25 protein-coding genes and 3 tRNA genes are annotated in these 26,074 nt (G+C 74.0%); 15 read left to right on the top strand and 13 right to left on the bottom strand.

Annotated features, from left to right (window positions below; all coding sequences use genetic code 11):
* Positions 1-16: 16 nt before the first annotated feature.
* Positions 17-493 carry a GNAT family N-acetyltransferase gene (locus BMY88_RS17010; protein ID WP_244524743.1) on the bottom strand — a complete coding sequence of 159 codons (477 nt, stop codon included), beginning with the start codon at positions 491-493 and terminating at the stop codon, positions 17-19.
* Between the two features lie 10 nt (positions 494-503).
* Complete coding sequence (locus tag BMY88_RS17005; RefSeq protein ID WP_091946336.1) at positions 504-1,097, bottom strand: TetR/AcrR family transcriptional regulator; 594 nt, start codon at positions 1,095-1,097, stop codon at positions 504-506.
* Between the two features lie 93 nt (positions 1,098-1,190).
* Between BMY88_RS17005 and BMY88_RS17000 the strand changes: the two genes are divergently transcribed.
* The 4 genes from BMY88_RS17000 (at position 1,191) to BMY88_RS16985 (ending at position 3,880) form a co-directional block, all read left to right on the top strand.
* Positions 1,191-2,354, top strand: a complete 1,164-nt coding sequence (locus BMY88_RS17000) for an acyl-CoA dehydrogenase family protein (protein ID WP_091946119.1) — start codon at positions 1,191-1,193, stop codon at positions 2,352-2,354.
* 119 nt (positions 2,355-2,473) lie between these two features.
* Positions 2,474-2,953, top strand: a complete 480-nt coding sequence (locus BMY88_RS16995; RefSeq protein WP_091946116.1) for a DUF1707 SHOCT-like domain-containing protein — start codon at positions 2,474-2,476, stop codon at positions 2,951-2,953.
* A 50-nt stretch (positions 2,954-3,003) separates the two neighbouring features.
* Positions 3,004-3,399 (top strand): universal stress protein, encoded by a 396-nt coding sequence (locus BMY88_RS16990; protein ID WP_091946113.1) that lies wholly within the window; start codon positions 3,004-3,006, stop codon positions 3,397-3,399.
* A gap of 85 nt (positions 3,400-3,484) precedes the next feature.
* Positions 3,485-3,880: a universal stress protein gene (locus BMY88_RS16985; protein ID WP_091946333.1), complete on the top strand. Its 396-nt coding sequence runs from the start codon at positions 3,485-3,487 to the stop codon at positions 3,878-3,880.
* A 70-nt stretch (positions 3,881-3,950) separates the two neighbouring features.
* Here the strand turns inward: BMY88_RS16985 and BMY88_RS16980 are convergent.
* Positions 3,951-4,036, bottom strand: a tRNA-Leu gene (locus BMY88_RS16980).
* Positions 4,037-4,201: 165 nt separating this feature from the next.
* Here BMY88_RS16980 and BMY88_RS16975 point away from each other — a divergent pair.
* The 7 genes from BMY88_RS16975 (at position 4,202) to pknB (ending at position 13,729) form a co-directional block, all read left to right on the top strand.
* The gene (locus BMY88_RS16975; protein ID WP_091946110.1) at positions 4,202-5,026 is read left to right on the top strand and encodes an FHA domain-containing protein; all 825 of its coding nucleotides are present in this window, start codon (positions 4,202-4,204) and stop codon (positions 5,024-5,026) included.
* A 67-nt stretch (positions 5,027-5,093) separates the two neighbouring features.
* On the top strand, positions 5,094-5,555 hold the full coding sequence (locus BMY88_RS16970) for an FHA domain-containing protein FhaB/FipA (RefSeq protein WP_091946106.1): 462 nt from the start codon (positions 5,094-5,096) through the stop codon (positions 5,553-5,555).
* A 109-nt stretch (positions 5,556-5,664) separates the two neighbouring features.
* A complete protein-coding gene (locus BMY88_RS16965; RefSeq protein WP_091946103.1) occupies positions 5,665-7,077 on the top strand; it encodes a PP2C family protein-serine/threonine phosphatase in 1,413 nt (470 codons plus the stop codon).
* A complete protein-coding gene (locus BMY88_RS16960; protein ID WP_091946100.1) occupies positions 7,077-8,513 on the top strand; it encodes an FtsW/RodA/SpoVE family cell cycle protein in 1,437 nt (478 codons plus the stop codon). The genes BMY88_RS16965 and BMY88_RS16960 overlap by 1 nt, the downstream gene beginning before the upstream one ends.
* Positions 8,510-9,958, top strand: coding sequence for a peptidoglycan D,D-transpeptidase FtsI family protein (locus BMY88_RS16955; RefSeq protein WP_091946098.1), 1,449 nt, complete (start codon positions 8,510-8,512; stop codon positions 9,956-9,958). The genes BMY88_RS16960 and BMY88_RS16955 overlap by 4 nt, the downstream gene beginning before the upstream one ends.
* Positions 9,958-11,700 (top strand): serine/threonine-protein kinase, encoded by a 1,743-nt coding sequence (locus tag BMY88_RS16950; RefSeq protein WP_091946095.1) that lies wholly within the window; start codon positions 9,958-9,960, stop codon positions 11,698-11,700. Before BMY88_RS16955 ends, BMY88_RS16950 begins: the two co-directional genes overlap by 1 nt.
* A gap of 109 nt (positions 11,701-11,809) precedes the next feature.
* Positions 11,810-13,729: a Stk1 family PASTA domain-containing Ser/Thr kinase gene (pknB, locus tag BMY88_RS16945; RefSeq protein WP_091946092.1), complete on the top strand. Its 1,920-nt coding sequence runs from the start codon at positions 11,810-11,812 to the stop codon at positions 13,727-13,729.
* 110 nt (positions 13,730-13,839) lie between these two features.
* Here pknB and BMY88_RS16940 read toward each other — a convergent pair whose 3' ends face one another.
* Complete coding sequence (locus tag BMY88_RS16940; RefSeq protein WP_091946089.1) at positions 13,840-14,490, bottom strand: aminodeoxychorismate/anthranilate synthase component II; 651 nt, start codon at positions 14,488-14,490, stop codon at positions 13,840-13,842.
* Positions 14,491-14,530: 40 nt separating this feature from the next.
* The gene (locus tag BMY88_RS16935) at positions 14,531-15,316 is read right to left on the bottom strand and encodes a DUF881 domain-containing protein (RefSeq protein WP_244524742.1); all 786 of its coding nucleotides are present in this window, start codon (positions 15,314-15,316) and stop codon (positions 14,531-14,533) included.
* Positions 15,317-15,461: 145 nt separating this feature from the next.
* On the opposite strand from BMY88_RS16935, the gene crgA reads away from it, so the two are divergent.
* Together crgA and BMY88_RS16925 are read left to right on the top strand one after the other, a co-directional pair.
* Positions 15,462-15,728 carry a cell division protein CrgA gene (crgA, locus tag BMY88_RS16930; RefSeq protein ID WP_091946086.1) on the top strand — a complete coding sequence of 89 codons (267 nt, stop codon included), beginning with the start codon at positions 15,462-15,464 and terminating at the stop codon, positions 15,726-15,728.
* Between the two features lie 387 nt (positions 15,729-16,115).
* Positions 16,116-16,523: a PH domain-containing protein gene (locus BMY88_RS16925; RefSeq protein WP_091946083.1), complete on the top strand. Its 408-nt coding sequence runs from the start codon at positions 16,116-16,118 to the stop codon at positions 16,521-16,523.
* A gap of 4 nt (positions 16,524-16,527) precedes the next feature.
* Here the strand turns inward: BMY88_RS16925 and BMY88_RS16920 are convergent, their stop codons facing one another.
* Both BMY88_RS16920 and BMY88_RS16915 read right to left on the bottom strand, forming a co-directional pair.
* Positions 16,528-17,295, bottom strand: a complete 768-nt coding sequence (locus BMY88_RS16920; RefSeq protein ID WP_091946080.1) for a rhomboid family intramembrane serine protease — start codon at positions 17,293-17,295, stop codon at positions 16,528-16,530.
* A gap of 140 nt (positions 17,296-17,435) precedes the next feature.
* Positions 17,436-17,972, bottom strand: a complete 537-nt coding sequence (locus BMY88_RS16915; RefSeq protein WP_091946327.1) for a peptidylprolyl isomerase — start codon at positions 17,970-17,972, stop codon at positions 17,436-17,438.
* A 194-nt stretch (positions 17,973-18,166) separates the two neighbouring features.
* On the opposite strand from BMY88_RS16915, the gene BMY88_RS16905 reads away from it, so the two are divergent.
* Positions 18,167-19,726 (top strand): DUF11 domain-containing protein, encoded by a 1,560-nt coding sequence (locus BMY88_RS16905; protein ID WP_091946074.1) that lies wholly within the window; start codon positions 18,167-18,169, stop codon positions 19,724-19,726.
* A gap of 90 nt (positions 19,727-19,816) precedes the next feature.
* Positions 19,817-21,145, top strand: a complete 1,329-nt coding sequence (locus BMY88_RS16900) for an alpha/beta hydrolase domain-containing protein (RefSeq protein ID WP_139220504.1) — start codon at positions 19,817-19,819, stop codon at positions 21,143-21,145.
* A 35-nt stretch (positions 21,146-21,180) separates the two neighbouring features.
* Here the strand turns inward: BMY88_RS16900 and BMY88_RS16895 are convergent, their stop codons facing one another.
* From BMY88_RS16895 to gyrA, 6 genes are all read right to left on the bottom strand, one after another.
* Positions 21,181-22,302 carry a class I SAM-dependent methyltransferase gene (locus BMY88_RS16895; protein ID WP_091946068.1) on the bottom strand — a complete coding sequence of 374 codons (1,122 nt, stop codon included), beginning with the start codon at positions 22,300-22,302 and terminating at the stop codon, positions 21,181-21,183.
* A gap of 96 nt (positions 22,303-22,398) precedes the next feature.
* A tRNA-Ala gene (locus BMY88_RS16890) sits at positions 22,399-22,471 on the bottom strand.
* A gap of 30 nt (positions 22,472-22,501) precedes the next feature.
* A complete protein-coding gene (locus BMY88_RS23915) occupies positions 22,502-22,645 on the bottom strand; it encodes a DLW-39 family protein (protein ID WP_170861148.1) in 144 nt (47 codons plus the stop codon).
* Positions 22,646-22,728: 83 nt separating this feature from the next.
* Positions 22,729-22,802 (bottom strand) — tRNA-Ile (locus BMY88_RS16885).
* A gap of 56 nt (positions 22,803-22,858) precedes the next feature.
* The gene (locus BMY88_RS16880; protein ID WP_091946065.1) at positions 22,859-23,434 is read right to left on the bottom strand and encodes a DUF3566 domain-containing protein; all 576 of its coding nucleotides are present in this window, start codon (positions 23,432-23,434) and stop codon (positions 22,859-22,861) included.
* 163 nt (positions 23,435-23,597) lie between these two features.
* Entirely contained in the window at positions 23,598-26,066 is a 2,469-nt protein-coding gene (gene gyrA / locus BMY88_RS16875; RefSeq protein ID WP_091946062.1) for a DNA gyrase subunit A, read from the bottom strand.
* Between the last annotated feature and the right edge of the window lie 8 nt (positions 26,067-26,074).

Below are 26,074 nucleotides of genomic sequence, written 5' to 3'. Positions count from 1 at the left end.
GGTCAGGTGGCGGGGATCAGGGGGCGAGCACGCGCTCGAAGTAGAGGGAGCAGCCCGCGTCCGGCTCGTCGACGTAGACGCCGAAGGGCCCGATCGGCCGGTAGCCCGCGCTCTCGTACAGCCCGATCGCCTCCGGCTGGAGCGGACCGGTCTCGAGCCGCAGCGTCGTCCAGCCGCGCTCGCGCGCCGCGGCCTCCAGCGCCGTCAGCACCGCGCGGGAGATGCCGCGGCCCCGCGCACCGGGCACGACGTACATCCGCTTGACCTCGGCGGCCCCGGGCTCCAGTCGGCGCAGGGCGCCGCAGCCGACCGGCGTCCCGTCCGCGTCCCGCGCGACCAGCAGGACCGCGACGTCGGCCGCCGACGGCGGGGTGCCCGGCTCGGTGTCGCCCTCGTACCGGGCCCGCAGCTCCTCCTGCTGGGCGGCGACAAGGGCCTGCACCTCCGGCTCGTCCCAGGCGGCGGGGACCAGCGCACACGTCGATGAGGTCACCGCGTGATCATCACAGGCTGATCCCGTGCAGCAGCAGGGCGGCCAGCTCTCGATAGGCGGCGGCGTCGGACAGCCCGGTGGCGCGCCCGGTCTCGCCCCGGCCGATCCGGAACATCAGCGTGGTGACCGTGTCGGCGACCAGCGCCGGGTGCACCTGCCGGAAGCGGCCGGCCGCCACACCCTCGGCGACGAGCTCGCGGATCCGCTCGGCGGCCAGCGCGGTGTGCCGCTCGTACACCTCCCGGCCGGGTGCGAAGCGCTCCAGGTCCCGGCGGAACGCGGGGCCGGCCGGGGCCAGCGCCCGCGCGACCGCGGTCAGGTAGGCGGTCACCCGCAGCGCCGGGTCGTCCTCGTCGACGGCCTGCGCCTCCACCGTCGCGGCGGCCTTGCGGAAGAAGTGCCGCACCACCCGCGCGGCCAGCTGCTCCTTGCTCCCGGCGAGCGTGTAGAGCGTGCTCTTCGAGCAGCGCAGGCGGACGACGAGGTCGTCGAGGGTGAAACCGGTGAACCCCTCGGCGAGGAAGAGGGCCTCCAGCTGGTCGAGCAGCTCGGCCTGGCGCGCGGTCAGCACCCGCTCGCCCGCCGCCTCGGCCTCCGCCGACATGCCCACCTCCCGGATCGGCGTGCCAGCATCCTCCAGAACGAGAAGCAGTACTGGCGTACCGTTGCCAGTACTGTCGCCCTGCCTGGAGGTCCCGTGCCCGTCGACCGCGAGCTGCCCACGACCGAGGCGGCCGACCTGATCGCCCTCACCCGCGAGATCGCCGACGCCGAGCTCGCCCCCAAGGCCGCCGCGTACGAGCGGGAGGAGCGTTTCCCCCGCGAGGTGTTCACGCTGCTGGGCGAGGCCGGCCTGCTCGGCCTGCCCTTCGGCGAGGACGTCGGCGGCGGCGGCCAGCCGTACGAGGTCTACCTACAGGTCGTCGAGGAGCTGGCGGCCCGCTGGGCCAGCGTCGCGCTCGGGGTCAGCGTGCACACCCTGGCCTGCTTCCCGATCGACAACTTCGGCACGGCGGCGCAGCGGCGCGACCGGCTGCCGGAGATGGTCGGCGGCCGGCTGCTGGGCGCCTACTGCCTCTCCGAGGCCCACGCCGGCTCCGACCCCGCCGCGATGCGGGCGTCGGCCAAGGCCGACGACGCCGGCTGGACGGCGTCCGGGGAGAAGGCCTGGGTGACCCACGGCGGGCATGCCGACTTCTACTCGACGTTCCTGCGGACGCCGGACGACGGCGGTCGGGCGATCTCCTGCTTCCACCTCACCCCCGACCTGGCCGGCCTCTCCGCCGCCCGCCCCGAGGAGAAGATGGGGATGACCGGCTCCACCACCGCGGCGATCCGGCTCGACGACGTCCCCGTGCCGGCCGACCGGCTGGTGGGCGAGCGCGGCCGCGGGCTGGGCATCGCGCTGGCCGCGCTGGACTCCGGCCGCCTCGGCGTCAGCGCCGTCGCCGTCGGCCTGGCCCAGTCCGCCCTCGACCTGGCCGTCGCCTACGCCCTGGAGCGGGAGGCGTTCGGCAGGCGGATCGTCGACCACCAGGGCGTGGCGTTCCTCCTCGCCGACATGGCGGCCGCGGTCGAGTCCGCCCGCGCCACCTACCTGGTCGCGGCCCGCCGCAAGGACGCCGGCAAGCCCTACGCGCGGCAGGCGAGCATCGCCAAGTTGATCGCGACCGACGCCGCCATGAAGGTGACCACCGACGCCGTCCAGGTGCTCGGCGGCGCCGGCTACACCCGCGACCACCCCGCCGAGCGCTACATGCGCGAGGCCAAGGTCATGCAGATCTTCGAGGGCACCAACCAGATCCAGCGCATGGTCATCGGCAAGCACCTCGCCCGGGAGGCGTCCCCCGCCGCCGGCTGACCCCGGGGCAGGAGCGCGGAATTGCCCGGGGGCAGAAGCGCGGAATTGCCCGGGGCAGAAGCGCGGGATTGCACGGTCGGTGGATGCGGGACGGCGATCCCGGCGGTCACACTGGTCGCATGCCCGAGCCGCACCTGCGCGCCGCCGACGCCGACCGCGCCGCGGTGGCCGACCTCCTCGGCCGGCACATGACCGCCGGGCGCCTCACGGTCGCCGAGTACGAGGAGCGCCTCAGCGGCGCCTACGCCGCGAAGACCTACGGCGAGCTCGACGAGCTGACCACCGACCTGCCGGCGCTGCCGGCGGCCCCCGCGGTACCTGCGGCGTCCGCGCCCGCCGGCCCGGCCGCCGGGAAGGCGGCCCCCGCGAGCGGCTGGGCCTGGGCGGCCTGGGGCGGGAGCCGCGCCGCCGCGTGGGCGAGCTGGCTGTCGACCGCGGTGCTCGTCACCGCCATCTGGCTCATCACCTGCCTGGTCTCCGGCGAGTGGCTGTACCCGTGGCCGATCTGGGTGGTCGGGCCGTGGGGGGCGGTCCTGCTCGCGCAGACGCTGTCCGAGGGCCGCGCGGACCCCGGCGGACCCCGGCAGCTGCCCTCCTGACCACCGCGTCGGTGCGTGCGACGGGGCCGGGTGGTCCCTAGGCTCCGGCCATGACCGTGGTCGTCGGCTACGTACCGGGCCCCATCGGGGAGGCGGCGCTGCAGGCCGCGCTGGCCGAGGCCGACCGGCGCCGCGAGCCGCTGCTCGTCGTCAACGTCGGGCAGCCCGATGCCGCGAACGACCCACGGTTCCTCGACGAGGGCGAGCGGATCCGGCTGGCCGACCGCCTGTTGTTCGAGGGCGCCGCCTTCGAGATCGAGCAGCTGGTCCGCGGCAGGGAGGCCGCCGAGGAGCTGGTGGCGGAGGCCGAGCGTGTCGACGCCAGCCTCATCGTCGTCGGGCTGCGGCGCCGCAGCCCCACGGGAAAGCTGCTGTTCGGCAGCCAGGCGCAGCGGGTGCTGCTCGACGCCGACCGCCCGGTCCTGGCGGTGAAGGCGCCGCACTGAGGCCGGGCGGGCGGAACACCCGAACGGGGCGGACACCGGCGGGGGAACGCCGACGGTGACGCAGGTCATCCCTATGCTGCGCCGCATGACCGTCGTCGTCGGCTACGTGCCGAGTGCTGAAGGACGGGCCGCGCTGGACGCGGCCATCGAGGAGGCCGCCCGCCGGGGCGAGACGCTCCACCTGGTGAACGTCGGCCAGAGCGACGCCAGCAACGACCCGAAGTTCCTCGACGAGGGCGAGGTCGAGCGGCTGCGCGGCCGGCTGGCCGAGGCCGGGGTCCCGTTCGAGATCGAGCAGCTGGTGCGCGGGCGCGACGCGGCCGAGGAGGTCGTGGACGCCGCCGAGCGGATCGGCGCCACCCTCGTCGTCATCGGCATGCGGCGCCGCAGCCCCACCGGGAAGCTGCTGTTCGGCAGCCAGGCCCAGCGGATCCTGCTCGACGCCGACTGCCCCGTGCTGGCCGTCAAGGCCACCCGCTGACCTCTGCGCACCCCGCACCGACCCCCACAACGACGACGAGCCGGCCCCTCGAGGGGCCGGCTCGTCGTGCTGGTGGGCAAGGGGGGACTTGAACCCCCACGTCCTTTCGGACACACGGACCTGAACCGTGCGCGTCTGCCATTCCGCCACTTGCCCGGACGCACGACGACATTAGCAGCCACCTGGGGAGACCCCGGCAACGGGTCGGGCGGCGAGGTCGCTCCCGGGGAGTCGCGCCTTCCTGACCGGTCGCGCCGCTCGTGCCCGGCTACGATCACGGTTGGCCGGACGTCGGCGCCGAACGAGCCTGGAGGAGCGACTGTGGGCGTGCTGCAGCGCTTCGAGCGGCGACTCGAGGGGATGGTCGGGCTGGCCTTCGCCCGGCTGTTCAAGGGCAAGGTCCACCCCGCCGAGATCGCCAAGGCCCTGACCCGCGAGGCGGACGAGCAGCGCTCGGTCCTGGGCGAGGGGCGGGTGCTCGCGCCGAACGTCTACGACGTGCGACTGGGGCGCGCCGACTTCGACAACCTCGCCGAGTGGTCCGAGCAGCTGGCCGCCGAGCTCGCCGACATGGTCGCCGAGCACGTCGGGGCCGAGGGCTACCAGCTGTTCGGCGAGGTGCAGGTCCGCCTGGAGCTCGACGAGTCGCTGCCCACCGGTGTCTTCGAGGTGGGCTCGCACGTCGCCGATCCGGCGCGCCCGGGCTCGCGCGTCGACGCCGTCCCCGTCGGGACGGGCATGCCGCCGCCCCCCGGCGAGGGGGTGCCGCCGCTGCCGCCGCTGCGCGCGCGGATGGCCACCGACACCGGCCGCCAGCACCCGTCGTCCGTCGTCGGGCGGGCCGGCTCCAACCCCGGCGTCACGCACGTGCTGGTCGTCGACGGCCCCGGCACCCGGCACGAGCTGACCACGGGCCGCAACGTGATCGGCCGCGGCACCGACGCCGACATCCGGCTGCCCGACACCGGCGTCAGCCGCAAGCACGTCGACGTCGTGCTCGACGGCGGGATCGCCCACGTCGAGGACCTGGGCTCCACCAACGGCACGCTGGTCAACGGCCGCCGGATCACCCGGCAGGCCCTCGCCGACGGCGACGTCATCCGCATCGGCCACTCCGTGCTGGTCTACCGACAGGACGGCACGTGAGTGAGCTTGCGAGCTCACCCCGGGGCCACAGCAGTGAGCTCGACACCCCACGCAGGACGGCGACCCGGTGACCGCCGAGATCGTCCTGCAGATCTTCCGGTTCGGGTTCCTCCTGCTGCTCTGGCTGTTCATCTTCGCCGCGTTCCGGGTGGTCCGCGCCGACCTGTTCGGGGGGCGGACGGGGCGGGTGGCCTCGGTCCCGCCGCGCGCGGCCGCGCCCGGGCGGCGCAAGAGCAAGGGCCCCAAGATGCTCGTGGTGACCGCCGGACCGCTCGCGGGCACGCGGATCACCCTGGGCGACCAGCCGATCCTCATCGGCCGGGCCGACGACTCCACGCTCGTGCTCACCGACGACTTCGCCAGTTCCCGGCATGCCCGGCTGACCAACAGGGGCGGCCAGTGGTACGTCGAGGACCTGGGTTCGACCAACGGCACCTTCCTGGACCAGCAGCGGGTGCAGGGGCCGCTGCTGGTGGCGCCGGGCCAGCCGATCCGCATCGGCCAGACGGCGCTGGAGCTGCGTTCGTGAGCGGACGGAGACGTGGGCACCGCAGCGAGGGACGATCGAGGAGCGGGCCATCCCGCGGGAGCGAACCGTCGAGCAGAGTGAGCTCCGACCCCGAGAGGATCCGGCTCCCATGACCCTCGCGCTGCGCTATGCGGCCAGGTCCGACCGCGGCCTGGTCCGCGGCAACAACCAGGACTCCGTCTACGCGGGTCCCCGCCTGCTCGCCGTCGCCGACGGCATGGGCGGGCACGCCGCCGGCGACGTCGCCAGCAAGGTCGTCATCGCGGCGCTGGAGCACCTCGACGAGGACGCCCCGCCCAGCGACATGCTGCAGGCGCTGCGCGCCGCCGTCTTCGACGGCAGCGAGCACCTGCGCGAGGTGATCCGCGAGTCGCCGCAGCTGGAGGGGATGGGCACGACGCTCACCGCCGTCCTGTTCGCCGGCGGCCGGCTGGCGCTGTGCCACGTCGGCGACTCCCGGGCCTACCTGGTGCGCGACGGCGAGCTGAGCCAGATCACCCACGACGACACGTTCGTGCAGACGCTGATCGACGACGGCCGCATCACGCAGGAGGAGGCCAACCACCACCCGCAGCGCTCGCTGCTGCTGCGGGCGCTGAACGGCCAGGACGTCGACCCCGACCTCTCGATGCGCGAGGCCCGCGCCGGCGACCGCTACCTGCTGTGCTCCGACGGCCTGTCCGGCGTGGTCAGCGAGGAGACGATCGCCACCACCCTCCAGGAGCCGGACCCGCAGTCCTGCGCGGACCGGCTGATCGAGCTCGCGCTGCGCAGCGGTGGCCCGGACAACATCACCGTCATCGTCGCCGACGTCATCGAGGACGACGGCTCCGGCGTCCTCATCGAGCCGGTCGTCGACGGCGCCGCGGGCGCGAACATCGGGCAGCGGGCCGTCGACCCCGGCTCGGCCGCCGGCCGGGCCGCCCTGGCCGACCCGCCGCCGCCCCCGCCGCCGGCCGCCGCCTCACCGCCGGTCGTGGCCCCGCGGAACCGCAAGCGCACCCGCCGCCGCTGGTGGTCGGCCCTGCTGGCGCTCGTGGTGCTGGCCGGAGCCGCCGTCGGCGCCTACGCGTGGGTGCTCGACCACTGGTTCGTCGGCGTCGACGAGGGAACCGAGACCGTCGCGGTCTACCGCGGCATCAACGCGTCGATCCTGGGGTTCGACCTCTACCGCGAGGAGTCCGACAGCGGGATCGCCGTCGCCGACCTCAGCCAGGACCTGCGCGGCAAGGTGACCGACGGCATCGAGGTCGACGACGAGCAGGCCGCCGAGGAGCGCGTCGACATGCTCCGCGAGCAGTCGCTGCCGGTGTGCGAGGAGGAGCGGGAGGAGCCCCCGCTCACCGAGACGCCGGCGACGGAGTCCCCGCTCGAACCGGGCGCCCCGCTGCCGCCCGTGACGGGGGACCCCCTCGGGACGACCCCCAAGTCCTCGGCGCCCGCGCCGTCCACCGGCGCGTCGTCCTCCGGCGAGCCCGCATCGTCGTCCGGCTCGGGACGGGACTGCCGGGAGGCGGAGTGATGTCCGGCCCCTCCACCGACCCCCGGTCGGCCGGAGCGGGCCCGGCGGCGGCGCCCGCGCCGACCAGGCGCGGCACCGAGCTGGTCATGCTGGGCTTCGCGATCGTCATCACCCTGGCGGCGCAGGCGATCGTCGACATCACCCTGACGCAGTCGCTGCGCCCGGAGCTGGCCACGTTCGGCGGCTGGTTCACGGCGCTGTGGGTGGTCATGCACCTGGTGGTTCGCCGGTTCGCGCCCTACGCCGACCCGTTGCTGCTGCCGGCGGTCGCGCTGCTGACCGGCCTGGGGCTCACCATGATCCACCGGCTGGACCTCGCCGGGGACCAGGTCGGCGCCGCGGCCACCCGCGAGGACGCCCCCGTCCAGCTGGTCTGGGCCACCCTCGGGGTGGCGCTGTTCGTCGCCGTCCTGCTGGTCGTGCGCGACCACCGGATGCTGTCCCGCTTCGCGTACACCCTGGCCCTCGTCGGCCTGTCGCTGCTGGCGCTGCCGGCGCTGCTGCCGGCGTCCATCTCGTCGGTGAACGGCGCCAAGATCTGGATCCGCCTCGCCGGCTTCAGCATCCAGCCCGGCGAGTTCGCCAAGATCTGCCTGATCATCTTCTTCGCGGCCTACCTGGTCGACAAGCGCGACGTCCTCGCGCTGGCCAGCCGGCGGGTGATGGGGCTGGAGCTGCCCCGGGGGCGCGACCTCGGGCCGGTCGTCGTCGCCTGGATGCTGTCGATCCTCGTGCTGGTGTTCGAGCGCGACCTCGGCAGCTCGCTGCTGCTGTTCGGCATCTTCGTCGTGATGCTCTACATCGCCACGGAGCGGGCGAGCTGGCTGGTCATCGGCGTCGGCCTCTTCGGCGCGGGGGCGTTCCTGGCCTACCAGCTGTTCGGCCACGTCCAGGTGCGCGTCGACACCTGGCTCGACCCGTTCGCCTACCGCGACACCGGCGGCTACCAGCTGGTCCAGTCGCTGTTCGGCCTGGGCACCGGCGGGCTCTTCGGCGCCGGCCTCGGCGGCGGGCGCCCCGACGAGGTCCCGGTGGCCAAGAGCGACTTCATCGCGGCCGCCCTCGGCGAGGAGCTCGGGCTGTTCGGCCTGGTCGCGATCATCGTCGTCTACCTGGTGCTGGTCGAGCGTGGGCTGCGCAGCTCCCTGATCGTCCGGGACGCCTTCGGCAAGCTCCTCGCCGCCGGCCTGGCCTTCGCCATCGCGTGGCAGGTGTTCGTGGTCCTCGGCGGCGTCACCGGGCTCCTCCCGCTGACCGGCCTGACGACGCCGTTCGTCGCCTACGGCGGCTCGTCGCTGGTCGCCAACTTCGCGCTGCTGGCCATCCTGGTCCGGATCAGCGACGCCGCCCGCCGGCCCGCCGCCGTGCCCGCGCCGCCGGGGACCCCGCCGCGGGCGACGCTCGGAGAGGCCCCGACCGAGGTGGTGCGGCCGTGAACGCACCCCTGCGCCGGGTGGCCATCAGCGTGCTCGTGCTGTTCACGCTGCTGATCGTCAACGTCAACTACATCCAGGTGGTCCGCTCCGAGGAGCTGCGCGGCGACGCGGGGAACCGCCGGGTGATCATCGAGGAGTACGAGCGGCAGCGCGGCTCGATCGTCGTCGACGGCACCGAGGTCGCCCTGTCCACGGAGACCGACGGCGACCTGACGTTCCTGCGGCAGTACCCCGCCGGACCGCTCTACGCCGCGGTGACCGGCTACTACTCCTACCTCTACGGCGCCAGCGGCATCGAGCGGGCCGAGAACGACGTGCTCACCGGGGACGACGCCCGGCTGTTCACCCAGCGGCTCAGCGACATCCTCACCGGGCGCAACCCCTCCGGCGGCGACGTCGTCCTCACCCTCGACGCCGAGGTGCAGGAGGCCGCGATGGCCGGCCTGGAGGGCGTCACCGGTGCCGTCGTGGCGCTGGACCCGGACAACGGCGCGATCCTGGCCATGGCCAGCACCCCCACCTACGACCCGAACCTGCTGTCCAGCCACGACAGCGCGGCCATCCGCGACTACGCCGCGGAGCTCGAGGCCGCCGACCGCGATCCGCGGCTCAACCGGGCGATCAGCGACAACTACCCGCCCGGCTCGGTCTTCAAGGTCGTCGTGTCCGCGGCCGCGCTGGCCAGCGGCGACTACACGCCCGACACCGTGATCCCCGCGCCCGACCTGCTCACGCTGCCCGGCACCTCCACCACCCTGGAGAACTTCGGCGGCTCCCGGTGCGCCGCCGGAGAGGCGCAGCCGCTGATCGACGCGCTGACCATCTCCTGCAACACCGCCTTCGCCCTGCTGGGCATCGAGGTCGGCGAGGACGCGCTGCGGGAGATGGCCGAGGCGTTCGGCATGGACGGCGAGGGCCTGGAGATCCCGCTGGAGACGGCGGGGAGCAGCATCGGCGACATCGAGAGCGACGCCGCCCTGGGCCAGTCCTCGATCGGCCAGCGCGACGTCCGGATGACCCCGCTGCAGGCGGCCATGGTCGCGGCGGCGGTCGCCAACGACGGCACGCTCATGACGCCCTACCTCGTCGACCAGCTCCGCGCCCCGGACCTCACCGTCCTCGAGCAGACCAACCCGGAGGAGTTCTCCCAGCCGGTCTCCCCCGAGGTCGCGGCGCAGCTCACCGAGATGATGGTCAGCGTCGTCGCCGAGGGCAGCGGCCGAGCCGCCCGCATCCCCGGGATCGAGGTCGCGGGCAAGACCGGCACCGCCCAGGTGTCGGAGGACGTCGCCGACCACACCTGGTTCATCGGTTTCGCGCCGGCCGACGACCCGCAGATCGCCGTGGCGGTCTTCGTCGCCAACGGCGGGGGTACCGGGGGCGACGTGTCGGCGCCCATCGCTCGTTCGGTGATGCAGGCCTACCTCGAGGGACAGGGCGACTGATGGCGCTGTCGACGGGCACCGTCCTCGCCGGGCGGTACGAGATCACCAGCCCCATCGCGACCGGCGGCATGGGCGAGGTGTGGCGCGCGCGCGACCGCGTCCTGGACCGCGTGGTGGCCGCGAAGGTGCTGCGCAGCGAGTACACCGGCGACCCGAGCTTCGTCGCCCGGTTCCGGAACGAGGCCCGGCACACCGCGGCCCTGTCCCACCCCAACATCGCCTCGGTCTACGACTACGGCGAGACCGACGACGAGCGGAACCCGGGGCAGCGCCTGGCGTTCCTCGTGATGGAGCTCGTCGAGGGCCAGCCGCTGGTGACGATCCTGCACGAGGAGGGGCGCCTCCCCGTCGACTGGACGCTGCACGTCCTCGGCCAGTCCGCCGACGGCCTGTCCGCCGCGCACGCCGCCGGGGTGGTCCACCGCGACATCAAGCCGGGCAACCTCATCGTGCGGCCCGACGGCGTCGTCAAGCTGACGGACTTCGGCATCGCCCGCGCCCGCGACGCCACCCCGCTCACCAAGACCGGCATGGTCGTGGGCACCGCCCAGTACCTGTCCCCCGAGCAGGCGCAGGGGTTCGCGGTCACCGCCGCCTCCGACGTCTACTCCCTCGGCGTCGTCGGCTACGAGTGCCTCACCGGCTCCCGCCCCTTCGACGGCACCTCGCAGGTGGCGATCGCGCTGGCGCACATCAACCGGCCGCCGCCGCCGCTGCCCGCCGACGTCCCCCTCGCCGTCCGCCAGTTGCTGGAGCGGGCGCTGGAGAAGGACCCCGAGAGCCGCTTCGACGACGGCGCGGCCTTCGCCGCGGCGATCCGCGCGGTGGCCGCCGCCGTCGGCAGCCGGGCGCCGGCCGGCACCACCGCGGGGGCGGCCGCGGCCGCCACCACGCAGGTCGTGACCATGCCGGTCGACCAGGGGCCTGCCGACGAGCCGAGCACCCAGGTCCTCGACGCGATGCCGGCGTCGGCGGGCGCGAACACCTCCGGCCGCCCGCTGCCGCCGCTGCACGGCCCCCCCACCGGCGGGGACCGCCGCTTCGACGCCGAGCCGGCCCGGCCCGCGCCCCGGAGCCGGCGCTGGGTGTGGCTCGTCGCCGCTCTGCTGGCGATCGCCCTGCTCGCCGGACTGGCGTGGATCGTGTTCGGCGGAGGGGACGGCGACGGCGGCGGGGACACCCGCAGCAGCGGCGCGTCGACGTCCGCTCCCTCCACCTCCGCCCCGGCGGGCACCCTGTTGCTGGACACCGGCGCGCTCCTCGGGGAGGACGTCGACGACGCCACCGACCTGCTGACCGGTCAGGGCTTCACGAACGTCACCCGGCAGGAGGCCACCGAGCAGCAGCTGCTCGGCTACGGGCAGCAGCTGGCGGCCGGCGAGGTCGCCGCCGTCAGCCCGCCCGGCGGCCAGGTCGCCGCCGACACGCAGGTCGTCCTCTTCTTCGCGGCCGAGGCCTGGTCCCCGCCGGAGACCGGCGGCGGCGAGGAGACCGACGACGGGAGCGAGCCGACGGACGACGGCCCCGCGGACCCGGGGACGCCGACGACGACGTCCCGTTCCTCGACCTCCTCGACCGCGGTCGAGTCCTCGGCGTCGTCCGCGCCGAGCTCCTCCTCGTCGCCGCCCGCCGGCTCCACGGAGCCGGGCACGACCCTGCCCCCGGCGACCTCCACGGCGCCGCTCCCGCCGGCCGAGCCCGAGGCTGCCGGGTCCGCTGGGGCGGAGGGTGCGGCCGGGTGACCAGCACCTCTCGCGTCACGGCCGGAGCCTCCGTACCGGTCGATACCCTGGCCGACGGCGCCGCCCCCGGCCGCCCGAACCGCCCCCACCCCGTCCGAGAGGACCCGCGATGACCACCCCCCCGGTGCTCGGTGAGCGCTACGAGATCGGCGGGGTGCTCGGCCGCGGTGGCATGGCGGAGGTGCACCGCGGCCGCGACACCCGGCTCGGTCGCGAGGTCGCCGTCAAGGTGCTGCGCAGTGACCTCGCCCGTGACCCGTCGTTCCAGGTCCGGTTCCGCCGGGAGGCGCAGGCCGCCGCCTCGCTGAACCACCCGGCGATCGTGGCCGTGTACGACACCGGCGAGGACCGCACGCCCACGGGCAACACTCCCTACATCGTCATGGAGTACGTCGAGGGCGAGACGCTGCGCGACGTGCTCCGCCGGGAGGGCGTGCTGCCCCCCGAGCGGGCCATGAGCCTGGCCGCCGACATCTGCGGCGCCCTGGACTTCAGCCACCGCAACGGCATCGTGCACCGGGACGTGAAGCCCGGGAACGTGATGATCACGCCGGCCGGCGCGGTCAAGGTCATGGACTTCGGGATCGCCCGCGCGGTCTCCGACTCGGCCGCCACGATGACCTCCACGGCGGCCGTCATCGGCACCGCCCAGTACCTCTCCCCCGAGCAGGCCCGCGGCGAGGGCGTCGACGCCCGCTCCGACGTCTACTCCCTCGGCTGCCTGCTGTACGAGCTCGTGACCGGGGCGCCGCCGTTCACCGGTGACTCACCCGTGTCGGTGGCCTACCAGCACGTCCGCGAGGACCCGCGGCTGCCGTCGTCGATCAACCCGGCCATCGCGCCGGAGCTGGACTCGATCCTGCTCAAGGCGATGAGCAAGAACCCGGCCAACCGCTACCAGTCGGCCGCGGAGATGCGCAACGACCTGCTGCGGGCCCTGGCCGGCCAGCGGGTCGAGGCCACCCCGGTGCTGGGCGAGGCGGAGCGGACCGCCGTCATCGGCGCCGTCCCCTCCGGGCCCGGCCGCCGAGGGGACGACTGGGACGACGAGGACGCCGCGGCCCGCCGCAGGCGCAACCGGATCATCGCCGCCGTCGTCGGGGTGCTCGTGCTGATCGCCGCCGTCGTCGGCATCGCCCTGGCCCTCGGCTCCGGCGACGACGAGGATCCCCCCGCAGCCGCGACGACGGTGACCGTCCCGGCGGGTCTGGTCGGCATGCCGCAGGCCGACGCCGAGGACGCGATCGAGGCCGTCGGCCTGGTCGTCGGCGAGCCGGTGCCCCAGGAGGTCGCCGACGAGGAGCGGGTCGGCGTCGTGCTCGACAGCAACCCGGCCAGCGGCGCCGAGGTCGACGAGGGCAGCGAGGTCGTGCTGACCGTCGGCGTCGCCCCGGACACGGTCCCCGTGCCGTCCGTGGTCGGACTCGACCAGGTGCGCGCGCAGAGCGCCCTCGAGGACGCCGGCTTCAGCCGCATCAACACGACCCAGGCCGACTCCCTCGAGGACGAGGGCACCGTCATCGGGGTCGACCCGGCGGAGGACACCCCGGTGACCCCGGACACGCCGATCACCCTCTCCGTCTCCGACGGCGACGCTCCGATCCCCTCGGTGTCCGGCGACCAGGCCGCGGCCACGCAGGCGCTGCGCACGGCCGGGTTCAGCATCATCACCATCGAGGAGGTCGAGGACGCGGCGGCGGCCGGCACCGTGCTCGGCACCACTCCCCCGGCCGGCCAGCAGGCCACCGCGCAGAGCGAGATCGTCATCCGGGTGTCCACGGGTCCCGCGGAGCCCGAGACGATCGCCGTCCCCTCGATCACGGCCGGGTCGCCGGCGGCCGCCGCGCTCACGACCCTGCGCAACGCCGGCTTCACCAACATCGCCGTCGTCGACACGGACGGCGACGAGACCTCGCCGGAGGGCGCGACGTTCGTCCGGACCGAGCCCGCCGCGGGCAGTCAGGCGGCTGCCGACGACCGGATCCGGCTCGTGGTCCAGCCGCCGACCAGCAGCGGGCCGACGGGCTGACCCGACACGTGCGCCGGGATCAGGGAACCTGATCCCGCGGCGTCCTCCCTCACGTCCCACGGTGAGGGAGGACGCTCGATGATCAGGGGACCTGATCCCCGACGCGGGGACTAGGCGCTGACGGTCGACAGCCTGCGGGCGCCGGCGGACGCGGCCTCCACGAGGGCCGGGTCGGGAGCCTGACCGCAGGTGGCCAGCCAGGTGGCGAGCATCTGGTGGCCGCCCTGGGTGAGCACCGACTCCGGGTGGAACTGCACGCCCTCGATCGGCAGCTCCCGGTGGCGCAGGGCCATGACGATGCCGGACGGCGTGCGCCCGGTGACCTCGAGCTCGTCGGGCACGGAGGCGAGGTCCACGGCCAGCGAGTGGTACCGGGTGGCGGTGAAGGGCGAGGGCAGCCCGGCGAGGACGCCGACGCCGTCGTGCACCACCTCGCTGGTCTTGCCGTGGAGCAGCTCGGGCGCCCGGACGACGTCGCCGCCGAAGGCCTCGGCGATGGCCTGGTGGCCCAGGCAGACACCGAGGACCGGCGTGCCCGCCTCCGCGGCGGCCCGCACCATCGGCACGGTGACCCCGGCGTCGGCGGGCGTGCCGGGGCCGGGGGAGAGCAGGACGCCGGCGACGTCGAGGTCCGGCAGCTCGTCGACGGTCACGGCGTCGTTGCGCCGCACGATGCAGCGCACCCCCAGCTGCCCCAGGTACTGGACGAGGTTGTAGACGAAGCTGTCGAAGTTGTCGACGACGAGGACGGGCCTGCTCACGGCACCTGTGTACCAGGGGTACCCGGTCCGGTCCCCGCGCTCATCCGCCGACGGGGGTGGCGTACTGCATCGCCGGGGTGCCGCTGTGGGCCGGGAGGTCTACGGCGACCAGGCCGCGGACCGAGAAGCCGAGGCCGAACGCGGCCACGGCGTCCTGGAAGACCGCGACCTGCGGCGAGGCGGCCAGCTGGTCGACGAAGGTCTCGACGTCGCCGATGGCGGTGACCACGAACGGCGGGGAGTACGTGCGCCCCTCCAGCAGCAGGACGTTGCCGACGCAGCGGACGGCGCTGGTGGCGATCAGCCGCTGGTCCATGATCGCCACGCCGTCGGCCCCTCCGGCCCACAGGGCGTTCACGACCGCCTGGACGTCGGACTGGTGGATGACGACGTCGTCCGGCCGGGCCCCGCGGGGGAGGGAGCCGTCGGGCAGCCGGGGGGCGTCGTCGAGGGTGATCCGCACGCCCGGGCCGGTGAGCGCCTCCATGCCGGCCGAGAGGGTGAGCGACCGCCCCTCCTCCTGGGCGGCGGCGACCGCCCCGTTCTGCGTCGCCGTCTCGTCGGTGAGCCGCTCGACCTGCGCCTGGAGCTCCCGCGCCTCCGCGCTCTGCTCGGCGAGCGCGGCCCTGCGCTGGGTGATCAGGCCGGACAGCTCGAGGACCTCCCCGCCGCGCAGGTCGGTCCCGCGCGCGGTCTGTCCCGACGTCGCGAACAGCAGGCCCGCCGCCAGGGCCACGATCGGCACCAGGGCGGCCCAGGCCGACCGCGGGCGCCGTGTCAGGCGCCGCAGCAGGGCCGGCACGGCGCGCAGGCGGTTCGCGAACACGCCGGGCACCTCCTCGCGGGTGGCGGCGGACTCCCCGAAGGGGCGGTCGACCGGCGTCGGTGACCCACCGACGGCACCCCGCAGCTTAGGCTGGGGACAGAGCCGGCCGGCGGAGGCCGACCGGCGTCCGGAGGGAGCAGCAGCGGTGCCGAAGTCCAAGGTGCGCAAGAAGTCGGCCTACACGCCTCCCCCGAGCACCCTCCAGCCCGGCGCCGCCCGCGCACTGGCCCCCAGCCCGCGGTGGTACGCGCCGCTGATGGTCGGCCTCATGCTGATCGGCCTGCTGTGGATCGTCGTCTACTACGTCGCCGGCGACGACATCGCCTTCATGGCCGACCTCTCCGCGTGGAACTTCGCGATCGGCTTCGGTGCGATGGTGGCCGGCCTGGTCATGTCGATGCGCTGGCGGTAGCGGCTCGCGCTGCCGGCTCCGAGGCCCTCGTTCCCCCTGGGGACGGGGGCCTCGTGCGTTCCTGCCCGGGGATCTGTGCACAGCCACCCCTGTTGTCCACAGGTCGACTCGGCGCTGGATACCCAGGGTTGTCCACCGGATGTGGAGAACGCATGTTCGAACGCACTGCTCTGACCTGCGAGTTCGCGGTCGCTGAGACGGGTGTGACGGGGAGGACGGCCGAGTAACTACACCCCTGTGCTTCTGTCCCCAGCTGTGTACCCACCTGTGGAGAAGTCGACTTGACGCCGCCGACAGGCCGCTGACCTGCGACGGAGCGTCACGCCACGACCCCGCTCCGGTCACCCCGGTGGACGTGGACGACCCGGGGTCGTCCACCCTGGGGACATGCAGTGGTCGGCACGGCCGGGGACCGCCCTGGCGCTCGCCGGTGCCGGCGTGGCCCTGGGGACGGCGGCGCTGCTGCTCGAACCCGTCGGCCGCGTGCTCGTCGGCGCTGCCGCGGCCCTGCTGCTCGTCCTGGCCGCGCGGTCGGCGCTGCTGCGGCCGCGGCTGTCCGCCGAGGCGGGCGGGGTCGTCGTCCGCAGGCTGACGGGCCGGGTCCGGCTCCCCTGGGCGCAGCTGCGCGTGCGGGTGCGCGAGACCCGCCGCGCCGGCCTCCGGTCGCAGCTGCTGGAACTGGACACCGCCGCGGGCTCCGACGACGCCGGCGTCCTCGTGCTGCTGGGGCGCTGGGAGCTCGGCGCCGATCCCGCCGACGTCGCCCGCGCGCTGGAGGCGCGGCGCCCGGCCTGAGTCGTCAGAAGTCGAGGACGGCCAGCGTCGGCACGGTGAGGGCGGTGACGCACAGGACGGCGGTGAGCAGCAGCAGGCAGAGCCCTTGCCACTCGGTGCGCCGGCGGGCCAGCACGACGATCCCCGCCGCCACCACCCCGACGACCAGTCCACCGAGGTGGCCCAGCAGCGAGATGCCGGGGACCAGGATGCTGACGGCGAGGTTGAGCACCAGCAGCGTGACGATGCCGCGGACGTCGCCCCGCGAGGTGACCGCGAGCACCCCGAAGGCGCCCATCAGGCCCCAGATCGCCCCGGAGGCGCCGGCCACGGGGACCCAGGGGTCGCCGAACAGCGAGACCGCCACGGAGCCGCCAAGGGCGGAGAGCAGGTACACGGCCAGGTAGCGCCAGCGCCCCAGCGCCCGCTCGAGCTCGGAGCCGAACAGCAGCAGGGCCAGCATGTTGAGCGCGAGATGGGTGATCCCGATGTGCAGGAACGCGGCGGTGAGCAGGCGCCAGTCCTCGCCGCCCTCCTGCACCAGGGCCGGGGCCAGCTGGAGGTCGAGGAACAGCGACGAGCGGTGGTTGTCGAGGGGGCGCTCGCCATCGGCGTACGCCGAGACGGCCGTGGCGACGAACATCGCCACGTTGACCGCGATGAGCGTGAGGGTGACGACGCCCCACTGCCGGCCCGCTGCGCGCACGGGGGGCGTGCCGCGCGGCGCGGGCACCGACGCCCGGCCGGCCCGGATGCACTCCGGGCACTGGAAGCCGACCGACGCCGAGGTCATGCACTCCGGGCAGATCGGCCGGCCGCAGCGCACGCACGCCACCCCGGTGGCCCGGTCGGGGTGCCGGTAGCAGGTGGACGGCGGCGGCGCGGGCCGGAACTCCTCGTCCCGGCCCGCACCCCCGGCGACGGGTGGCTGGGTCAGCTGCGCTGCACCTCGACCGACTGGATCACGACGTCCTCCACCGGCCGGTCCTGCCGGCCGGTGCGCACCGCGGCGATCGCGTCGACGACGTCGCGGCTGGCCTGGTCGGCCACCTCGCCGAAGATCGTGTGCTTGCGGTTCAGGTGCGGCGTCGGGCCGACGGTGATGAAGAACTGCGAGCCGTTGGTGCCCGGGCCGGCGTTGGCCATGGCCAGCAGGTAGGGCTTGCTGAAGGTGAGCTCGGGGTGGAACTCGTCGCCGAACTGGTAGCCGGGGCCACCTATGCCCTGCCCGAGCGGGTCGCCGCCCTGGATCATGAAGCCGGCGATGATCCGGTGGAAGATCGTGCCGTCGTACAGGCGGTCTGTGGTCTTCTCGCGGGTCGCCGGGTGGGTCCACTCGCGGCGGCCCTCGGCCAGGTCCGCGAAGTTGGCCACGGTCTTGGGCGCGTGGTCGGGGAACAGGTCGACGGTGATGTCGCCGTGGTTGGTGCGCAGGACGGCACGCCGGGCGGGAGAGGTCGCTTCGGTCACGACCTCCACTCTCCCACCGCGGTGGCGGGGCGGGGCATCCGGGCGCCGTCGCCGAAGCCCGGCCCGGGGCGGAGCCGCTGGTCGAGCTCGCCCTCGTGTGCGACGAACTGTTTCGTCTCGGAAGTCTCCGGAACCGTGTCGGCCGTGCTAGACAGCGCGTCGCACCTGCCGAGGGGGAACTCGAAGGGAATTCCATGCACACGCGTTCCGCGACGACCCGGCGGTGGGCGAGCCTCCTCGTCCTGACGGTGACCGCCGCCCTGACCGTCGCCGGTTTGGGCCCCGCCCCGGCCGCCGCGGCCGGCGAGGCCTCGATCACGGTGTCGGACGTGACCGTCGTCGAGGGCGACTCCGGAGAGCAGGAGGTCCCCGTCACCGTCGCCGGCACCTGCCCGGTGGCGGAGGGCTGCGTGGTGACGCTGACGGGCGTTCCCCAGACCGCGACGGACGGCAACAACGGCTGGGTGCCGGACGTGGACTACGTCGTCGAACTGCTCTCCCAGTCGGGCACCACCGTCGGGCCGGGAGCGTTCACGCTGCCCCTCTCCCTCTACGTGATCGGGGACGAGCGCCCCGAGGCGGACGAGACGATCACGCTCGTCGCCAGCCTCCTGAACCTCCTGCCGGGGCCCTTCGGCTGGACCGAGTTCGCCACGGCGGCGTCGTCGACCGGCACGATCGTGAACGACGACGGACCGCGGGCCCCGGCCACGGCGACGATCGAGGCGGTCTCCGGCGGCGGGCAGGCGATCACGTCGAACGCGGCCTTCCCGCAGCCGCTGGTCGTCCGGGTCACCGATGCGGCCGGGCTGCCGCTCGCCGGCGTCCCGGTCCTGTTCAACGTGACGTCGGGTCCGGCGTACTGGATCTCCATCACCCTCCCCCAGCGGTCCGCCGTGGCCGTCACCGGCGCCGACGGCACGGCCACCGCACCGGAACTGGCGGCCGGATACGTCCGCGAGGCCGGTGTCCTCTCCGCGCCGGTGACCGTCACGGCCATGGCCGAGGTCGCCGCCGCTGCGGCGACGTTCACCGCGACGGTGGCGAACGTCAACCTCTACGCGGCCGCCGGCGACGGGCAGACGGCCGTCGTCGGGAGCTCGTTCACCCACCCCCTCGCCGTCTCCGTCAGCAGTGGCCAGGGGTACCGGTTTCCCGGCGTCGAGGTCGAATTCGCCGTGACCAGCGGATCGGCCTCCTTCGGCGGGGGCACGCCCGGCACGACGGTCACGGTCGTCAGCGGCACCGACGGCGTGGCCACCGCGCCTCCGCTCGTCGCCGGAGCCACGCCGGGGCCCGTCACGGTCCGCGCCTCCGCCGTCGGTTCGCTGCAGACCGTCGACTTCACCGCGACCGTGGAGGCGGCACCCGTGCCCGATCCGGTGGCGGACATCCGGACCACGATCAGCGTGCCGACCACCGCCGCCCCCGGAACTCCGGTCACCGTGCGGCTGACGGTGACCAACGACGGCCCGATCGCCGCCACCGCGCTCGGCGCCGCCATCCGCCTGCCCGGCGGGGTGTTCCCGCTGCACCTCGGTGGCGGGCTCCCGCTCCAGGGGGGCTACGTCCTGTTCGGCCGCCCGTCGCTGGCTCCGAACCAGTCCGTCACGTTCACCGTGGCCGTCCGCGTCAACCCCGGCACCCGCGGCACCCTCGCGTTCTCCGGGGGCGCGACGTCGTGGTTCGTGCCGGACCCGGATCTGACCGACAACAACGCCTCCGCCTCGGTGACGGTGAGCGCGCCCCGCTGATCGGCACGCGTCCTCCGGCCCCGCATCCGACCGGCGCCAGAGGACGCACCGCGAGGGACGCGGGGTCCACCCCGTCGTATGTTGCCCGGCATGAGCGCCGTTCCCGGAGCAGAGGTCAGCGGACCTGTCCTCGGCGAGCGCCCCCCGCACGGAGCGCCGCCCGCCGAGGTCCTCGCGGCGCACGCCTACGTGTGCGAGGAGTTCCTCATCGCCGGCGAGGCGACCGCGTACGCGCACCCCGACGACGCCCCGCCCACGGCCGACGGGCTGTGGACCGCCGTACCGGTCGCGACGGCGCCCTACCGGACCCGCATCCTCGTGATCCGCCCCGCCGACCCGGCGGCCTTCACCGGCACCGTCTTCCTGGAGTGGCGCAACGTCTCCGTCGGTGCGGAGCGGCCGGCACCCGATGCCGGCGAGCTCTACCGCGGCCACGCCTGGGTGGGGGTGAGCGCCCAGGTCGCCGGGATCTACGGCTCGCCGAGCCGCCGGGCCCGGGCGTCGCGTCAGGCGCCGCTGCTGGACGCCGATCCCGAGCGGTACGGAGGCCTCGTCCACCCCGGCGAACCGGCGAGCTTCGACATCTTCTCCGCCGCTGCCGCGGCCGTGGGACCCCGGCGGTCGGCGGACGTCGACCCGCTGGGCGGACTGCCGGTGGCCCGCGTGGTCGCCATGGGGGGCTCGCAGTCGGCGATGCGGCTGTGCGCCTACGCCAACGCCGTCCACCCGCGGCACCGCGTGGTCGACGGCTTCCTGCTGTCGGTCTGGGAGGGCCGCGCCCCGCAGCTGGACGCCGACACCGATCCCCTCTACCGCCGGACGACGGTGCGCGCGGACCTCGACGTGCCCGTGCTGGTGGTCAACAGCGAGTTCGAGGTGTCGGCGACGGCGGACCTGGAGCTGCAGGACACCCCGCTGCGCCGGGTCTGGGAGATCGCCGGGGCCCCGCACGGGATCAGCCGCGCGATCCCGCCGACCGCGGACGGGGCGTGGGGGCCGAACCCCGTGAGCTGGGTGCCCGTGCGCGACGCCGCCCTGCGCGCCCTCCACCGGTGGCTGACCGTAGGGGAGCCGCCCGCACCCCAGCCGCGGATCACGCTGGCCGGCCGGCCCACTCCGCGCATCGTGCGGGGCGAGGGCGGCAACGCGTGGGGAGGGATCCGGCTGCCCGAGGTCGCGGTTCCCGTGGCGGAGTACCGGGGGCGCAAGGGCGGCACCGGGAGCGCGCCGGTCCTCGGCGGGCGGCGGGCCTACTCCGACGCGCTCGTCGCCCAGCTGTACCGCTCCCGCACGGAGTACGCGACGCTGTGGGAGCAGGCGGTGGAGGACCTGGTCGACGCGGGCGTCGTCCTCCCCGAGGACGCGCCGGCGATGCGGGCCCGGGGCGTGGAGGTGGCGGCGACCCTGCCGCTGACGTGACCGGGGGCGCCCATCCGGGCCCTCGGCCGGCAACCTCAGGGCCGCTTGGCCACGTAGTAGTTGTTGAGGATGTCCCCCTCGACGTGCCGGACCTCGATGTCGGTGAACCCGGCCTCGCGCAGCATCGTCAGGGCGAGTTCCTCCCCCCACGCCGCGCCGAGACCGTCACCGTCCAGCGCCAGGGACACCGTCATGCAGTGCATGCACGACACCGTGTAGAGGAACGGGCCGAGCGGGTGGTCCAGGTTGTCGGCGACGTGGCTGGCGGCCTGGATGTCCACGCACAGGAAGGTTCCGCCCGGCCGCAGCAGGTCGTGGATCCCCCGGAGCACCCGCGCCGGGTGGGCCTGGTCGTGCACCGCGTCGAAGGCCGTGACGAGGTCGAACGCCGAGGGACCGGTGAGCGTGGCCGCGTCGCGGACCTCGAAGCGGACGTTGGACAGCCCCTTGGATGCGGCCTCCGCGGTACCGACGGCGACGCCCTCGGCCGAGAAGTCGAAGCCGACGCACCGGCTCCTGGGATAGGCCTCCGCGAGGAGGTTGAGGGCGTGGCCCGAGCCACAACCGACGTCGGCGACGTCGATGCCGGCGGTCAGCCGCTCGGGTAGCCCCTCGACCAGCCGGACGGTGACGTCGAGCAGCGTGGCGTCGAACACCGCCGCGCTCTCCTCTGCCATGAGGCGCTGGAACTCCGGGTAGGCGCTGTAGGGCACGCCTCCGCCCGACTCGAAGCTGTGCACGACGTCGTCCTCGACCTTGCCCAGCAGGGAGACGAACTGCGCGAACGACGCCAGGTTGTCCGGGCCGGCGGCCCGGGTCAGAACCGCAGCCCGCTCCGGCGGCAGGTGGAAGGTGCCGCTCTCGCGGTCGTGGTCGACGATCCTGCCGGTCGCCATGGCACCGAGCCACTCCCGGACGTACCTCTCGTGCAGGCCGGCCGCGGCCGCGATGGTGGCGCTGTCGGCCGGCTCGAGGCCGCTCATCGTGTCGAACAGCCGGGTCCGGTGACCGATGCTGATCATCAGAGCCAGCATGCTCGAGTTGAGGACACCGAGGACATCCCCGGCGAAGGACTCGGTGGGGCCGACCTCGGAGGCGGCCGGCTGCGAGGCCACCTGGCCGACCAGATCGGGCGTGGACGCGGACGTGGCGGACATGGGGAACCCCCTCGGGCGATGACCCCCCGCAGCAGCGTCCACGCTCCTCCGGCGCCCTCGCCGGCACAAGCACTCCCACCCGTCGAGGAGGAGGGGTGGAGACGAGGGGAATCGAACCCCTAACCCCCGCCTTGCAAAGGCGGTGCTCTGCCAATTGAGCTACGTCCCCTGGATCCGGCGAGGAACCGCCGGACGGGATTCAGCGGGTGGTGGGGGTGCTGACCGCCTGGGGGCCGGTCGTCGCCTCCGACCACAGGTCGGCCTCGCTCTTGCCGGTCGACCGCTTGCGGACGGCGGCGACGGCGGCCGCGACGACCGCGACCAGGGCGATTCTCTTGATCACTCGGCTCCTCCTCGAAGGACGCCGCGGCCCCTGTCCAGCAGGGGCCGCGGGTACCGGTGGACGCCGGTGGACCGGCACACGGGTGGGCCTGGGAGGACTTGAACCTCCGGCCTCATCCTTATCAGGGATGCGCTCTAACCGCCTGAGCTACAGGCCCGTGGACCTCGAACAGCGTACCTGGCCGGGCGCGGCCATCCGGGAGGGGGGTCCTCCTCAGTCGCGCTCGGAGAGGGTGACCTCGAGGCCGCCGACCAGGTCCGAGCACATGTTGTAGATGAACGCCGCCACCGTGCACAGCGCGGTCATGAGCACGATGTTGATCGCGCCGATGACGGCCGCCCCGCCGAAGACGATGCCGGGCGTGATCGCCTGGCCCCCGCCGGAGTCGTCGCCGGACTCGCTGCCCAGCTGACCGAACAGGTCGTTGAGGGTGTCGAAGACGCCGAGCCCGGACAGGACGCCGTAGAGGATGCCGACGGCGACCATCCAGATGAAGAACAGCGCGATCGACAGCACCAGCGAGATCTTCAGCGCCGACCACGTGTCGATGTGCCGCAACTGCAGGCGGGCCCGGCGGGGACCGCGCGCCTTGCCCTTGCCGGCCGGCCGCGTGGCGCCGTTGCGCCCCGCCGCTGCGACGCCGGCACCGGTCGCGGGGGCGACCGGGGCGCCGGCGAGCGGAGCGCCCCCGGTGGCCGGGGCGTCGGCGGGCCGACCGGCGGTCGGGGCGTCGGTGGCCTCACCGGGCCGGGCGCCGGTCTGCACCGCACCCTGCGTCCGGTCGCTCATGCTGGTCTCCGCTCCCCAGCGGCTGTCGCCGCCGCTCCGCGCCTGAGCATCCTCCGGTGGACGCCCGGAGGCGCCTCGAGCGCCGGTCACTACGTGGTCATCGGGCCGGCCGCCCCCGGGTGGCCCCTCGGGACCCCCGGGGCCTGCTGCCCTGCCTCCCACCCTAGGCGGCGGGCTCGTCGTTGTCCGTCGTACGCGCGATAGCCACGATCGACACGTCCTCCGGCAAGTTCATGAGCTTGACGCCCATCGTGGCCCGGTCCTTGTTGTGCCGCACCCCGTTGACCGGGGTGCGGATCACGCCGCCGCCGGAGGTGATGGCGTAGAGCTCGTCGCCGAGCTGCACCGCGAGCGCCCCGACCAGCGACCCCTTGCGCGCCTTGGGGTCGGCCGTGAGCACGCCCTTCCCGCCCCGCCCCTGGTTGGGGTAGTTCTCGATGCCGGTGCGCTTGGCGAAGCCGCGCTCGGTCGCGACGAGGACGTCGACGCCCTCCTCGACCACCATCATCGAGAGCAGGGTGTCGTCGGCGGACAGCGAGATGCCACGGACGCCCTCGGTGGCGCGGCCCATCGGGCGCAGCGCGACGTCGTCGGCGGTGAACCGGATCGACATGGCCTTGCGGGTGACCAGGAGGAGGTCCTGGTCCTGCTCGATGAGGACGGCCCCGACGAGCTCGTCGCCGTCGCGCAGGTTGACGGCGATGACGCCGCCCTGGCGCGGGGAGTCGAAGTCGGTCAGCCGGGTCTTCTTGACCTGACCGCGGGCCGTGGCCAGCGCCAGGTACGGGGCGACCGAGTAGTCCTTGATCTGCATGACCTGGGCGATCTTCTCGTCCGGCTGGAACGCCAGGATGTTCGCCACGTGCTGGCCGCGGGCCGTGCGGTTGGCCTCGGGCAGCTCGTAGGCCTTCGCGCGGTACACCCGGCCCTTGTTGGTGAAGAACAGGATCCAGTCGTGGGTGGAGCCCACGAAGAAGTGGTCGACGATGTCGTCCTGCTTCAGCTGGGCGCCCATGACGCCCTTGCCCCCGCGCCGCTGGGACCGGTAGAGGTCGCTCTTCGTCCGCTTGGCGTATCCGGTGCGGGTGATGGTGACGACGACCTCCTCCTCCGCGATGAGGTCCTCCATGGAGACGTCGCCCTCGTTCGCCACGAACTGGGTGCGCCGGTCGTCGCCGTACTTCTCCACGATCTCGGTGAGCTCGTCGCGGACGATCTGCCGCTGCCGCTCGGGCGAGTCGAGGATCGCCTGCAGTTCGGCGATCCGGGCCTCGATCTCGGCGAGCTCGTCCATGATCCGCTGGCGCTCGAGGGCGGCCAGGCGGCGCAGCTGCAGGTCCAGGATGGCGACGGCCTGGATCTCGTCGACCTCGAGCAGGTCCATCAGGCCGGTGCGCGCGGCGTCGGCCGACGGGCTGCTGCGGATGAGGGCGATGACCGCGTCCAGCTGGTCGAGGGCCTTGGCGTAGCCGCGCAGGATGTGCGCGCGCTCCTCGGCCTTGCGCAGGCGGTAGCGGGTCCGCCGCTGGATGACCTCGATCTGGTGGTTGACCCACTGGCGCACCAGCTCGTCGAGCCGCAGCGTCCGCGGGACGCCGTCGACGATCGAGAGCATGTTGCAGCCGAACGAGGTCTGCAGCTGGGTGTGCTTGTAGAGGTTGTTCAGCACGACCTTGGCGACGGCGTCGCGGCGCAGCGTGATGACCAGCCGGCGGCCCACGCGGTCGGAGGACTCGTCGGCGATCTCGCTGATGCCCTGGAGGCGCCCCTCCTTGACCGACTCGGCGATCGACTCGGCGAGGTTGTCGGGGTTGACCTGGTAGGGCAGCTCGGTGACGACCAGCTGGACCCGCCCCCGGGAGTCCTCCTCGACGGTGACGACGGCGCGCATGCGCACCGAGCCGCGGCCGGTCCGGTAGGCGTCGTCGATGCCGTCGCGGCCGACGATCAGGCCGTGCGTCGGGAAGTCGGGCCCCTTGACCCGCTCCATGCAGGCGGTGAGCGCTTCCTCGGCCTCGGCCTCGGGGTGCTCGAGCATCCAGAAGACGGCGTCGGCGACCTCGCGCAGGTTGTGCGGCGGCATGTTGGTCGCCATCCCGACCGCGATCCCGGCCGAGCCGTTGACCAGCAGGTTCGGGATCCGGGCCGGCAGGACGAGCGGCTCCTGGGTACGGCCGTCGTAGTTGGCCTGGAAGTCGACGGTCTCCTCGTCGATGCCGGAGAGGATCTCCATGGCCAGGGGCGTCAGGCGGCACTCGGTGTAGCGCATGGCGGCCGCCGGGTCGTTGCCGGGCGAACCGAAGTTCCCCTGGCCGTCGATCAGCGGGTAGCGCATGGACCAGGGCTGGGCCAGCCGCACGAGGGCGTCGTAGATCGCCGAGTCACCGTGCGGGTGGTAGTTACCCATGACCTCGGCGACCGGGCGGGCGCACTTGACGTACCCGCGGTCCGGGCGGAAGCCCTGGTCGTACATCGCGAACAGCACGCGCCGGTGCACCGGCTTGAGGCCGTCGCGGACCTCCGGCAGGGCGCGGCCCACGATCACGCTCATCGCGTAGTCGATGTAGCTGCGCTGCATCTCCTGCTGGAGGTCGACCGGCTCGACGCGGTCGCGGGCAGGTGTCTCCGTCACGGTTCAGA

It is taken from the genome of Trujillonella endophytica (assembly GCF_900110555.1).
Classification (GTDB): Bacteria; Actinomycetota; Actinomycetes; order Mycobacteriales; family Geodermatophilaceae; genus Trujillonella; species Trujillonella endophytica.
The sequence above is the reverse complement of the archived record's forward strand: the minus strand, read 5'-3'. Positions and strand labels throughout refer to the sequence as shown.

Excerpts from the sequence above, each read along its gene's own strand:
- BMY88_RS16950 (WP_091946095.1), top strand. The coding sequence starts at position 9,958 with ATGGCGCTGTCGACGGGCACCGTCCTCGCCGGGCGGTACGAGATCACC.
- BMY88_RS16905 (WP_091946074.1), top strand. The coding sequence starts at position 18,167 with ATGCACACGCGTTCCGCGACGACCCGGCGGTGGGCGAGCCTCCTCGTC.
- BMY88_RS16900 (WP_139220504.1), top strand. The coding sequence starts at position 19,817 with ATGAGCGCCGTTCCCGGAGCAGAGGTCAGCGGACCTGTCCTCGGCGAG.
- BMY88_RS16960 (WP_091946100.1), top strand. The coding sequence starts at position 7,077 with ATGTCCGGCCCCTCCACCGACCCCCGGTCGGCCGGAGCGGGCCCGGCG.
- BMY88_RS16920 (WP_091946080.1), bottom strand. The coding sequence starts at position 17,295 with ATGACCTCGGCGTCGGTCGGCTTCCAGTGCCCGGAGTGCATCCGGGCC.
- BMY88_RS16895 (WP_091946068.1), bottom strand. The coding sequence starts at position 22,302 with ATGTCCGCCACGTCCGCGTCCACGCCCGATCTGGTCGGCCAGGTGGCC.
- BMY88_RS16925 (WP_091946083.1), top strand. The coding sequence starts at position 16,116 with ATGCAGTGGTCGGCACGGCCGGGGACCGCCCTGGCGCTCGCCGGTGCC.
- BMY88_RS17005 (WP_091946336.1), bottom strand. The coding sequence starts at position 1,097 with ATGTCGGCGGAGGCCGAGGCGGCGGGCGAGCGGGTGCTGACCGCGCGC.
- pknB (WP_091946092.1), top strand. The coding sequence starts at position 11,810 with ATGACCACCCCCCCGGTGCTCGGTGAGCGCTACGAGATCGGCGGGGTG.
- BMY88_RS16965 (WP_091946103.1), top strand. The coding sequence starts at position 5,665 with ATGACCCTCGCGCTGCGCTATGCGGCCAGGTCCGACCGCGGCCTGGTC.
- BMY88_RS16995 (WP_091946116.1), top strand. The coding sequence starts at position 2,474 with ATGCCCGAGCCGCACCTGCGCGCCGCCGACGCCGACCGCGCCGCGGTG.
- BMY88_RS16985 (WP_091946333.1), top strand. The coding sequence starts at position 3,485 with ATGACCGTCGTCGTCGGCTACGTGCCGAGTGCTGAAGGACGGGCCGCG.
- BMY88_RS16990 (WP_091946113.1), top strand. The coding sequence starts at position 3,004 with ATGACCGTGGTCGTCGGCTACGTACCGGGCCCCATCGGGGAGGCGGCG.
- BMY88_RS16880 (WP_091946065.1), bottom strand. The coding sequence starts at position 23,434 with ATGAGCGACCGGACGCAGGGTGCGGTGCAGACCGGCGCCCGGCCCGGT.